The sequence below is a fragment of the Acinetobacter sp. genome, from assembly GCF_050285345.1.
Classification (GTDB): Bacteria; Pseudomonadota; Gammaproteobacteria; order Pseudomonadales; family Moraxellaceae; genus Acinetobacter.
In genome coordinates this window covers 1-11028 of record NZ_JBLZXR010000068.1, presented here as the reverse complement: position 1 = coordinate 11028, position 11028 = coordinate 1, and the positions used below count along the sequence as shown (strand labels likewise).

Annotated in this window: 13 protein-coding genes; 9 read left to right on the top strand and 4 right to left on the bottom strand. The window is 37.2% G+C overall.

All coding sequences use genetic code 11. The features are described 5' to 3' along the window. Positions 1-85 precede the first annotated feature (85 nt). Positions 86-1516, bottom strand: coding sequence for a diguanylate cyclase (locus tag ACN6OV_RS06520; RefSeq protein WP_427950985.1), 1431 nt, complete (start codon positions 1514-1516; stop codon positions 86-88). Between the two features lie 254 nt (positions 1517-1770). Here ACN6OV_RS06520 and ACN6OV_RS06515 point away from each other — a divergent pair, with 254 nt between their 5' ends. Then, the gene (locus ACN6OV_RS06515) at positions 1771-2253 is read left to right on the top strand and encodes a hypothetical protein (protein ID WP_427950982.1); all 483 of its coding nucleotides are present in this window, start codon (positions 1771-1773) and stop codon (positions 2251-2253) included. 86 nt (positions 2254-2339) lie between these two features. Here ACN6OV_RS06515 and accC read toward each other — a convergent pair whose 3' ends face one another. The 3 genes from accC to aroQ are packed head-to-tail and all read right to left on the bottom strand — an operon-like array spanning position 2340 to position 4606. Further along, positions 2340-3701, bottom strand: a complete 1362-nt coding sequence (gene accC, locus ACN6OV_RS06510; RefSeq protein ID WP_427950979.1) for an acetyl-CoA carboxylase biotin carboxylase subunit — start codon at positions 3699-3701, stop codon at positions 2340-2342. A gap of 17 nt (positions 3702-3718) precedes the next feature. Continuing rightward, on the bottom strand, positions 3719-4135 hold the full coding sequence (gene accB / locus ACN6OV_RS06505) for an acetyl-CoA carboxylase biotin carboxyl carrier protein (RefSeq protein WP_427950976.1): 417 nt from the start codon (positions 4133-4135) through the stop codon (positions 3719-3721). A gap of 15 nt (positions 4136-4150) precedes the next feature. Beyond that, positions 4151-4606 (bottom strand): type II 3-dehydroquinate dehydratase, encoded by a 456-nt coding sequence (aroQ, locus tag ACN6OV_RS06500; RefSeq protein WP_427950973.1) that lies wholly within the window; start codon positions 4604-4606, stop codon positions 4151-4153. A 1167-nt stretch (positions 4607-5773) separates the two neighbouring features. Between aroQ and ACN6OV_RS06495 the strand changes: the two genes are divergently transcribed. From ACN6OV_RS06495 to ACN6OV_RS06460, 8 genes are all read left to right on the top strand, one after another. Beyond that, positions 5774-6142: an immunity protein Imm33 domain-containing protein gene (locus ACN6OV_RS06495; RefSeq protein WP_427950970.1), complete on the top strand. Its 369-nt coding sequence runs from the start codon at positions 5774-5776 to the stop codon at positions 6140-6142. A gap of 4 nt (positions 6143-6146) precedes the next feature. Continuing rightward, entirely contained in the window at positions 6147-6542 is a 396-nt protein-coding gene (locus ACN6OV_RS06490) for a hypothetical protein (protein ID WP_427950968.1), read from the top strand. A gap of 183 nt (positions 6543-6725) precedes the next feature. Next, on the top strand, positions 6726-6986 hold the full coding sequence (locus ACN6OV_RS06485) for a hypothetical protein (RefSeq protein WP_427950966.1): 261 nt from the start codon (positions 6726-6728) through the stop codon (positions 6984-6986). Between the two features lie 27 nt (positions 6987-7013). After that, positions 7014-7745 carry a zeta toxin gene (locus ACN6OV_RS06480; RefSeq protein ID WP_427950963.1) on the top strand — a complete coding sequence of 244 codons (732 nt, stop codon included), beginning with the start codon at positions 7014-7016 and terminating at the stop codon, positions 7743-7745. A 545-nt stretch (positions 7746-8290) separates the two neighbouring features. Beyond that, positions 8291-8707 (top strand): YeeE/YedE family protein, encoded by a 417-nt coding sequence (locus ACN6OV_RS06475; RefSeq protein WP_427950961.1) that lies wholly within the window; start codon positions 8291-8293, stop codon positions 8705-8707. Continuing rightward, positions 8707-9126, top strand: a complete 420-nt coding sequence (locus tag ACN6OV_RS06470; RefSeq protein ID WP_427950959.1) for a DUF6691 family protein — start codon at positions 8707-8709, stop codon at positions 9124-9126. Before ACN6OV_RS06475 ends, ACN6OV_RS06470 begins: the two co-directional genes overlap by 1 nt. After that, positions 9126-10004 (top strand): MBL fold metallo-hydrolase, encoded by an 879-nt coding sequence (locus ACN6OV_RS06465; RefSeq protein WP_427950956.1) that lies wholly within the window; start codon positions 9126-9128, stop codon positions 10002-10004. Before ACN6OV_RS06470 ends, ACN6OV_RS06465 begins: the two co-directional genes overlap by 1 nt. 175 nt (positions 10005-10179) lie before the next feature. Then, on the top strand, positions 10180-10941 hold the full coding sequence (locus tag ACN6OV_RS06460; RefSeq protein ID WP_427950954.1) for an alpha/beta fold hydrolase: 762 nt from the start codon (positions 10180-10182) through the stop codon (positions 10939-10941). Positions 10942-11028 lie beyond the last annotated feature (87 nt).

Below are 11028 nucleotides of genomic sequence, written 5' to 3'. Positions count from 1 at the left end.
TGTTTGTATGACAATGTGACACTCCTTAACCCAAATTAAATTGGGATGTGGTGTCGCACTTCAAGTTTTAGGCTGCCCTGTATTACTATGAGGCTAAAATCACTTGATTTCGCCCTGATTGTTTAGCTTGATATAGTGCTTGGTCCGCTTGATTAATCAGATATTGCAAATTAGGCGTATCTGGTAAATTCTGATGAATAATCCCAATACTGACAGTGATGAAAAGTTGATGATTTTCATTCACTTGAATTGAGGTTGTTTCCACGATATTACGAATTCGTTCTGCAATGCGCTGAGCATCATCTGCTTGAATATTACTGAGTAAAATAACAAATTCTTCGCCACCAATCCGAGCAAATAAATCTTTTTCGCGCAAGTTATTCCGGACAATATCAGAAAATTTCTGCAAAACTAAATCTCCGACATAATGTCCATGTTGATCATTCAGTTTCTTAAAATGATCGATATCTAACATAATGATTGAGAAAGTTAATTCGGTACGGCTTTTTAAATAAAGTTCACCTTGTTCAAAAAAGAAACGGCGATTCATTGCATGTGTGAGACTATCGTGATTTGCGAGATATAACACTTTTTTATATAGATCATGCCGATTTCGACTAATCACACATAAAATTAATGGACCAAGAATTAACATCGTGAGACCTATACGAACAGAAATAGCTGTTGATAAATAGGTCATAGATGAATCAGCCAAATAAAACGAATTGAGATTGTAATAGGTGGCCAAAATAACCACTGCATTTATGATTGCGAGTGTAAATAATTGATAACTTAAAGCAGCCCAAATTAATGCTGCCAAAGGATATAAAATTGCACCGGGGCCAGTAAAAACGGCAGTGAGTAAAACGCATAAAGCCACACTGATTACTGGCAAAAGATCTTTAAAATGGTAGTTTTGGTTACGTCGATTTTGAAAAGCATTCTTGATCTGTATAATTGTCGGAAATGATAGAATTAGCGGCAATATAATTAAATAATTTATTATTTCCGTAATCCACCACATACCAAAATCAATTAGGAGTCGATCGCTCGACATGAAAGTATTTGGAATATATGGAATTGTAAAAATTGCAAATGTAGCACCAGCTAGACAACCACCTCCCGCAATAATTGCACTCATGGTGATAATGGTGAAATCTTTATTATAATTTTGATAATTAACTTGAAAATACCGCATAAAAAACAAACAAACGGTGGTGTTGATTAAGTTGGCAAAAGTTAAAAAGAGCGTCAATTGAAAATGATTACCCGTGAGTAAGTCGGCAAGCATATAACCAGAAAATGCACCTAACCATCCGCCCGCATTACTTAAATTTGGGAAACGTAAAAAGAGTGCAAATAAGACGGCATTGGCCGGCCAAAAAATAGCTAGGTAAGTTAATGGTCTGCTGAATATTCCAACCAGACAAAAGCAAAATATAATCACTGCAATTACGGCAAAGGCGGTACTTTGACGTGTTGTTGGTGGGGCAAGATGATTTAAATGCAGTTTCATTCGCTTCAATAGCCTAAGTAGCTGAGATGACATAAATTAATTTTTTTACATCATAAACGAAAATTTAAGAGTAAATGTGTATAAAACATGAGTAATGTGATTTATTTGGCATAAAAGCCGAATTTAGGCGATAAAATGTTAGTATTTTGTATTCTAAGCCTTTATAAATTGATTGTTATGAAAATGTGATAAACCGCGGATTTGTAAAAAAATATGTTACTTTAAGAGCATGATTTATATGACTGATTAAATGTATGAAAAAAGCATATCTTACAGTTTTACTCATGTTGAGTTCATCATTGGTGATGGCGACAGATAATAAAAATACGACCCAAAATGCAGATGTTAAAAACCGTGTTGAAGTCGTAAATCGTTTTAAGGTGACGACACGTTCTGAATTAGTTGGTTTATGGGGCATGGAAATACCAAATAATCGTAAATGTATTGAATATTATAATTTTAAGGGAAATAACGATGTTGTGATTAAAAGTGGGAGTGAGTGGTCTTCAGGCGTTTATGACTATCAACCTGCTGAAGATCCAAATGCCCAAATTCCAGCATTAATTTTACAGGTTAAGTATGATAATAATCAGGTGGACTGTTCTGGCAGTCAGCAAGACCAAACTGGGGAAATTTCTCAGTACTTTGTGCAATGGAAAAGTCCATCGGTTATTAATTTTTGTGCAAATGAACAAGCAGAGCAGTGCTTTGCAACGCTTCGTCGGGTATTACCATAAATATTTTTAGCTTGTAATTCTTTGATTGAATTACAGTAAATAAAAAACCACTCAATTTGAGTGGTTTTTTATTTGAAGCAGAGAACTTATTTATTCTCATTACCCTCAATTTTCTTTAACAGATGCTTCTCAAGATAGTGAATATCCATTGCCTGTTCGCAGAAGTTTTTATCTTCTAGGATCAAATCTTTATGCAAAGGAATATTAGTTTTCACCCCCGTTAAGATGATTTCTTCTAGTGCTTGCTTCATACGCGCAATAGAGTTATCACGGTTTTTACCATGAGCAATAAGCTTTGCAATCATTGAGTCATAGTAAGGTGGAATGCTATAGCCCGGATAAATATGTGAATCAAGGCGAATACCTGCGCCACCTGGCGCATAGAAGTGATCAATTTTACCCGGTGAAGGCATAAACGTTGATGGATCTTCGGCATTGATACGGCATTCTATGGCATGACCTTTTAACTGGATATCTTCTTGTTGAAGCTCTAATCCAAGACCAGCAGCGATACGAAGTTGTTGTTCAATAATATCGACACCTGTCACCATTTCTGTAACAGGGTGTTCTACTTGAACACGTGTATTCATTTCAATAAAGAAGAATTCACCATCTTCAAACAAGAATTCAAATGTTCCTGCACCGCGATATTGCATCAGTTTACAAGCATTGACACACGCTTCTAGAATTTCTTCACGTGCTTGTTCTGGTAAACCAGGCGCAGGTGCTTCTTCTAGAACTTTTTGATGACGACGCTGTAAAGAGCAGTCACGGTCATATAAGTGAATCGCATGGCCATTACCATCAGCAAGTACTTGTACTTCAACGTGACGTGGTTTTTGTAGGAAGCGTTCCATATAAACCGTATCATCGCCAAACCACATTTCTGCATCACGTTGTGCCGCTTGTACAGATTCGAGTAAGGTATCGACACGTTCAACAATACGCATACCACGACCACCACCGCCAGAAGCTGCTTTTACGATCAGCGGGAAGCCGATTTCTTTCGCTTCTGCAAGTGCGTTGTGGATCGTTACTGCATGGTCACAGCCCGGTACAGTAGGTACGCCAGCTTTTTTCATTGCAATAATGGCAGAAACTTTGTTCCCCATTAAGCGAATGTGTTCTGGACGTGGGCCAATAAAGATAAAACCAGAATTTTCTACAATTTCAGCAAATTCAGCATTTTCTGAGAGGAAGCCATAACCTGGGTGGATGGCATCTGCTCCAGTAATTTCTGCTGCTGTAATAATTGCAGGGATATTTAGATAACTTTCGCTGCTGGCACCAGGTCCAATACATACAGCTTCATCGCAGAAACGTAAATGCATTAGGTCTTTGTCGGCATCGGAATAAATCCCTACGGTTTTAATTCCTAAAGTTTTGCACGCCCGGGTGATGCGTAACGCAATCTCACCACGGTTTGCAATTAAAACTTTTTGCAACATTGTGATTCCCCGTGGTCTTAAGCGCGATAGCGGAATAATGGTTGACCGAATTGGATCACTTCGCCATTTTTAACCAAAATCTCTTCAATCACACCGCTTTGAGTTGCTTCAATTGGGTTCATGATTTTCATTGCTTCAATAATACCAAGTGTTTCACCAGCTGAAACAGTTTGACCCACTTTAACAAATGGTGCTTCACCTGGGTTTGGCGCTGCATAGAACACACCAACCATTGGAGAGGTTTCAACAGCACCACGTGGAGAGCGAGCAACTGGTGCTTCAGCAGCAGGCGCAGGCATTGCGGGAACAGCTGCTGCAACCAGTGGATTACGACGAGTTAATGCGATTGATTGATCGCCTTCTTTAACTTCGATCGCCTGTAAGTCAGATTCAATCATCAAGTCGATGAGTTTCTTGATTTTACGGATATCCATGAACAGTATTCCTAATTAAGATTGAGAAGTTGGTTGGATTTTGTCGATGGCAAAGTCTAGAGCAGCGGCATAGCCTTTTGCACCTAAACCACAAATAACGCCAACGGCTTTATCAGATAGATAGGAGTGATGTCTAAATGCTTCACGTGCGTGAACATTCGACAAATGTACTTCTATAAATGGAATAGCTACGCCAAGAAGGGCATCACGTACTGCCACAGAGGTATGTGTCAAAGCAGCAGGATTAATGATAATAAATTGAACGCCTTCTTGTTGTGCTTGATGAATTCGGTCGACAATTGCGCCTTCCCAATTACTTTGGAAAGTGTCGAGGGAAATGGAAGCGTTTTGAGCCTGTGAAATCAATTTTTGGTTAATATCTTCAAGTGTAAGATATCCATAAACTTCTGGTTCACGTTTACCCAGTAAGTTGAGATTCGGTCCATGAATGACCAAAATGGTCGAGCTCATTCAGCCTGCTCCAATTAAAAGTTGCAATATTACTTTGCAAGATGTCAGCAAAGTTTGCTTATTATCGCATAAGGTTCCACATTTTTTTTATAATTTCTTTGAATTGACGTGAAATGTATGTATCAATAATGGGCTATATAATGAAAACTTTGCCGATAATTAACAATGTTAAAAGGTTACATTTTTATTGTGATCTTATGTTTTTCTATTTTAAACCCAATTGGCTAAAACTATTCATATCTTTTGTGTAACCTAGGGTATTTGACCTGATGTGCTCGGGTTTTCTTTCCTGTTCATCGTATAGCGTAGTGAATAATCCTGTTGTTTCACTTTCTGGTTTTGCATACGAAACATGTATCTATTTGAATAAGGTTCACGCTATAGCAGTCTTCCATTTTTACAGTATCAATAATACCCAGTCTTTACGTTGCATAGGCTCTATGGATTGTTATAGGTCATGAATGTAATGTGACCTCAAGCATAATGAACTGAACATTATGATGACTTGGGTCTATTTATATTTTTTTAAATAAAACATTTGTTTGCTGTAATTTAATTGGATTGATTCACAATAAATCATTGGCGGTTATTCTAAAATTATGGTGAAAGAATGACCTTTTTGTAGGGGTGAGAAGATATTTTTTCATGCAACAGAATATGTGCAGCTGCAAAAGTTATGGTTGCTTTGATACATGTTAGTGAGTATGCCCGATATGAAAAATCACCACTTGCTAAATCATCTTTTTGTTGTTTAGTAATTTTGCAAAACTCCGTTAGGACATCCTCTGTTGAATAGGAATTTCAGGATTATTTGGGGAAAGGCAGGATTGACCATTTAGTTCATGAATCGTGTGTCCCAGTGATACTGAAAATTAGTGTTCCACAGAGCATGCATTGGCAAAAGTTAAATTTAGATCATGGTGAATATTGTCGTCTTTTAACTTTGTGTTGATTTTTTATTCAATTGTCTAAATTTCATTTACTGGTGTGTGTTGCATCAAACTTTTAAGGCTAGATAAATTGATCATCATTTTTGCAAATCACTAAAAAACAGATTTAAATTTTTAACAAAATCAAGATTAACAGACCGTTTAGACTGGAAAATTTTATCCATTGGAAAGCGTTTCACGCTAAAATGTGTCATTCCTTCCAAGCCAGAGAATCTAAATGGCCAAAAATGTACAAAATTCATCACCTTTAGCAGAATTAATTGCAGAGCAGAAATTATTGTGTGAAGAAGTGGGTTCAGCCTATGTTGAAGTCAAAGGTGATGATGTGATTGCTGTTGCAGTACATACCTTAAATAAAGATCCGATTGTTGGTATTCGTAAACCTGCAGAAGGCGAAGAACAGGTAAGTTGGTATATTTATGGTGGAGAGTTGGAAGGTGCGGATAGTTTTGAAACCATGACTATACGTAAATTTCAGGAGCTTGCGCCAGAAGTACTGCCGTATTTAGCACTTGATGTTGGTTATCGTTTTATGATCGATGCGGATGATTATGAAGATGTTTGGAAAGAAGGCGACGAGACCTAATCACATGCAATCAAGGAAGATATATCAAGGTCTAGGTTTGGCTATTTGGCTATGTGGCAGTATGGTCGCGGTACATGCAGAAACTGTACTACAACCGATTCAAAAGCTGTCGCAGGCTGAATATAATACAAAAATTCAGCACTATACTGACCAAGTCAACGGTAGTAAAAGCATACTCGATGTAGAAGGAACGACAGCGAGTGCTCAAGAGCAAACTCAAGCCTTTTGTACACGTTTAAATGCCTATCATCAAATTTTAAAGCTTTCTCAAGAAAATCCTGAGCTGGAAATGGCAAATCATATGCAATTCGCGGCTCAGCATTATTTGAAGCAGCAACGTGACAGTATGCAAGCTTCAGGTTTGAATGAAAGTGCATTCTGTGCAAGTAAAGATAAATAACTTTTTTGACGTTTCCGAATGGTATGGAATAAAGTACTATTTGTATCTAAGTTGAATTCAAGGTATGACGTTTATTCTTTTAAAGTAATCCTGATTACACTTTTGCTGATGGATAAATAGACAAAAACAAGGAGTGTGATAAGATGATTAAACACATTATTTTGATGTTTAAGGAGTTGTTCAATGACAGCTTATACTTCAGTGATGAAAGCAAGTCAGTATGAGGATGATATGATTCCTAGTCTTGCAATTCATGCATTTCGCCATGCTTTTGAACAAGCAAGTGCGTCATCGACTGTGGTTTATGTCAAAGGTCAGCAATTGATACAACGTCTGCAAAACGGTCAAGAAATAAAACTAAAAGATGTATCATCTGACTTTGTACAAGTTGATTCAATCCCACAAATTTTAAAACGAAAAAAGAAAATAGTAGAAACGGTTTAATCTATGCCTCCACAACCTCGAATAAGGATGTTTGCAGGTCCCAATGGTTCAGGTAAAAGCACAGTTAAAGAATATTTATTGCCCCAGCACATTGGGGCATATTTAAATGCGGATGAACTGGAAGCTCAGCTGAAACATTCGCAGCGTGTAAATTTATTGGATTATCATCCGGCATTAAATGCACAAGCTTTAATTCATTTTTTACAACAAAAGAAACGACCATCACAAGGTGAGCTGATTTCACTTTTATCGCGAAAACCGTTGATTTTGGATGACTGGAAAATTGAATTTCATTCAGATCAAATCGACTCTTATCTTTGTGCGCGTATTATTGATTACATCCGCCTGCAATTTCTAGATTTAAAAGTAAGTTTTACCTTTGAAACGGTCATGTCACATATTTCAAAAGTGGAATTTTTAAGAGAAGCCAAGCGTAAAGGCTTTAAAACCTATTTATATTATGTGTCAACCATCGATCCGATTATCAATATTTCACGGGTGCAGTATCGTGTGCAGACAGGCGGTCATGGTGTTCCTGAGCAAAAGATTCGTGAACGCTATTATCGAAGTATGGACTTGCTGATGCAGGCGGTTGAAGCAACGGATCGCAGTTATATTTTTGATAATTCGGCAGATGGTCAACAAGCTTCGTTTATTGCAGAAATTGAACGTGCTGAAATTTTAAAAATGAATCAGGGAATTCAACGTTTACCTTGGTGGTTTGTGGAAAAAGTATTAAAAGAATTTGAGGTAGGATAGGCGAATTGATCATCGTCTATCACGTAGCAGATATAAAAGACTAAAGATAGAATAGATGTATTTAAGAACATTCATATAGGACAACAGCATGCCACAGCAATCTATCCATGAAATCAATCAAAGTGATCAGGTACAAGTAGACCCACTGTTGAGACAATAAGTGAAGAGCAAAAGCAAGAGTCACAAAATAGTAGTAGCGATTGGGCTTCTAGCATAGATTTGACCGATATCGCTGAAATTGGTTCCGAGGCCGTCAGTTGGATTGGCGATGCACTCAGTGATATCAATATCGATTTTCAAACCAAGATTGATAATAAAAAATTAACAATAAACAGGCTGGTTTAAAAAATTACCGGAGAAATATTCAGTTAATTTTTAACTTTATAAATAATAGCTTAACAAAGTGGGGTGAGAATTTCTGTATTAGAGATTGAATGAGAAATCTGTGTATTTAAAATTTAATACATAAAATGATCAGAATGACTTGCATCTTTTTCTAAATAACATATTATAAAAACATATAATGTTTCTTTGTAGGCACGTGTATGCATCCTTTTCTAACCGCATTTATTGGCGGAGCAATGCTTGGCCTGGCCGCTGTAGGTTATCTCTATGTACATGGACGAATTGCAGGGATTAGTGGTCTGATTGCTCAGGTCATGAATCCTAAAACAGTATTTAAAACACCTGCGCTATGGTTTTTAGCAGGTTTGTTTCTTGTTCCATTTGTCTATGCACAAGTGACCACACCAAATATTGAGTTGAATGCCAGTCCTTGGATGATGATTATTGCCGGATTGTTGGTTGGTTTTGGTACGCGTATGGGCTCAGGATGTACTAGTGGGCATGGAATCTGTGGGATTAGCCGACTTTCAAAACGCTCTTTAGCAGCAACAGGGAGCTTTATGCTAGCAGGTGTAATTACGGTTTATGTCATGCGACACGTACTAGGAGTCCAATAATGAAAAATATTTTAGCCTTTATATTTGGTGGATTATTCTCAGTTGGATTAATGTTTTCAGGTATGGCCAATCCAGAAAAGGTTTTAGGCTTCCTTGATATTGCTGGTGATTGGGATGCCAGTCTTGCATTTGTTATGATGGGTGCAATTGCTGTAGCTTTTATACCATTTCAAATGGCTGTGCGAAATTCAGCACCGAAAACATTTGATGGATGTGCAATAGACTTACCCCGTAATAATCAGATAGATTCAAAACTTATACGCGGCAGTATTCTTTTTGGTATAGGTTGGGGGATTGCGGGCATTTGTCCAGCACCAGCATTTACCTTAATCGGTCTAGGTTTCTACCAAGCAATCTATTTTATCGTGGCAATGTTTGTTGGCGTTTATATCCACCGTAAATTTGCAGGAGCAAATTGATGTCGAGTCATGCATGGGTTCAAGATTTTTTTGATGAAAATACCAATACATTCAGTTATGTCGTGACAGATCCTATGACACGACAATGTGCCATTATTGACAGTGTATTGGATTATGATGCCGCTTCTGCATCGACACGAACCACACATGCAGATCGGATTATAGACTTTATTCAAGAAAATAGCCTAAGCGTAGAATGGATTCTGGAAACCCATGTGCATGCAGACCATTTGACTGCCTCGCAGTATCTCAAAGAAAAGCTTGGCGGAAAAATTGCAATGAGCCATAAAATTGCAGTTGTACAAGAAACATTTAGTGCAATTTACAATCTTGATGTGAAATATTTTAATTCACATCAATCCTTTGATTATCTATTTGATGATCATGAGCATTTTAAAATTGGGGAGTTGGACGCGTATAACATACCAACGCCCGGACACACGCCTGCATGTTTAAGTTATGTGATCGGGGATGATGCTGTCTTTGTCGGTGATACTTTATTTATGCCAGATTATGGAACAGCACGTTGTGACTTTCCAAAGGGCAGTGCTGCAAGCTTGTATGATTCTGTGCAAACACTGTATCAATTACCAGCTGAAATGCGTGTTTTTCTCTGTCATGATTATTTACCAACAGGGCGGAATGACTATATTTGTGAAAGCTCAATCGCAATACAGAAAAAGCAAAATATTCACATCCATGAAGGCACTCAAAAAGCAGAGTTTGTTGATATGAGAAATCAGCGTGATGCTGGCTTATCTATGCCCAAACTGATCTTACCTGCGATCCAAATTAATATGGATGCGGGTAAATTCCCTGAAGCAGAAGAAAATGGCGTACGTTATTTGAAACTACCGCTGAATTTTTTTAAGCACTAAATTTACATCATTTTTTATCTAACGCAGCATGTGCTGCGTTTTTTAATTCATGGGAATAGCCTAAGCAAAAATATTTTCCTATAAATAGCCTAAGTAATATATATCTCTTAAATGTCAATTGATTAAATTTCTTCAACAGATCATCATTAGAAAAACTCAGTTAAGTAACCGAACAATGATTTTAAATTACGAAATCCACCAAAACTCAGAAAGTAACAAAACACCGCTCATATTTATTCATGGCTTATTTGGAAGTTTGAGCAATTTAGGTATGTTGGCAAGAGAGTTTCAAAATACACATACCGTAATTCAAATTGATCTTCGAAATCACGGGAAATCGGCTCATAACGAACAGATGAATTATTCAATTATGGCCAGCGATGTACTTGAAACCTTGGATTCATTGCATGTAGGTCAATTTTCTGTCATTGGGCATTCAATGGGAGGGAAAGTCGCAATGTACTTAGCTTTAACCTCTACGCGAATCGATCAATTGGCTGTATTGGATATTGCGCCATTTGCTTATCAAGAAAATCATCATGATGAAATTTTTAAAGCGTTATTTGCAGTAGAAAAGGCACAAATACAGACAAGACAACAAGCCATTGAAATCATGCGGAATAATATTCAAGCAGATATGGTTATCCAATTCTTACTCAAATCCTTTAGTAAAGGGCGGTGGTTATTTAATGTTGAAGCCTTATATAACCATTATCAAGACATTATAAGTTGGCCTAATACAGAACATGTTTGGCAACGTCCTGCATTATTTCTCAAAGGTGGAATGTCACCATATATTTCGAAAGAACAACATTTTACGGCGTTACAACAACAATTTCCTCAGACAAAATTGATTGAAATAGAGCAGGCTGGACATTGGTTACATGCTGAAAAAACTACACAAGTTTTGGAGCAATTAAAAGTTTATATTCAATAAAGAAAATAAAATAGGACTTACGCACTATCCTTTTTGTAATTTCTGTGGAAGAAGATGATTCTTGTCTAAAATAAACGCATGAATAAA

Coding starts and splice junctions, on each gene's coding strand:
- ACN6OV_RS06520 (WP_427950985.1), bottom strand. CDS start 1,516: ATGAAACTGCATTTAAATCATCTTGCCCCACCAACAACACGTCAAAGT.
- ACN6OV_RS06515 (WP_427950982.1), top strand. CDS start 1,771: ATGAAAAAAGCATATCTTACAGTTTTACTCATGTTGAGTTCATCATTG.
- accC (WP_427950979.1), bottom strand. CDS start 3,701: ATGTTGCAAAAAGTTTTAATTGCAAACCGTGGTGAGATTGCGTTACGC.
- accB (WP_427950976.1), bottom strand. CDS start 4,135: ATGGATATCCGTAAAATCAAGAAACTCATCGACTTGATGATTGAATCT.
- aroQ (WP_427950973.1), bottom strand. CDS start 4,606: ATGAGCTCGACCATTTTGGTCATTCATGGACCGAATCTCAACTTACTG.
- ACN6OV_RS06495 (WP_427950970.1), top strand. CDS start 5,774: ATGGCCAAAAATGTACAAAATTCATCACCTTTAGCAGAATTAATTGCA.
- ACN6OV_RS06490 (WP_427950968.1), top strand. CDS start 6,147: ATGCAATCAAGGAAGATATATCAAGGTCTAGGTTTGGCTATTTGGCTA.
- ACN6OV_RS06485 (WP_427950966.1), top strand. CDS start 6,726: ATGACAGCTTATACTTCAGTGATGAAAGCAAGTCAGTATGAGGATGAT.
- ACN6OV_RS06480 (WP_427950963.1), top strand. CDS start 7,014: ATGTTTGCAGGTCCCAATGGTTCAGGTAAAAGCACAGTTAAAGAATAT.
- ACN6OV_RS06475 (WP_427950961.1), top strand. CDS start 8,291: ATGCATCCTTTTCTAACCGCATTTATTGGCGGAGCAATGCTTGGCCTG.
- ACN6OV_RS06470 (WP_427950959.1), top strand. CDS start 8,707: ATGAAAAATATTTTAGCCTTTATATTTGGTGGATTATTCTCAGTTGGA.
- ACN6OV_RS06465 (WP_427950956.1), top strand. CDS start 9,126: ATGTCGAGTCATGCATGGGTTCAAGATTTTTTTGATGAAAATACCAAT.
- ACN6OV_RS06460 (WP_427950954.1), top strand. CDS start 10,180: ATGATTTTAAATTACGAAATCCACCAAAACTCAGAAAGTAACAAAACA.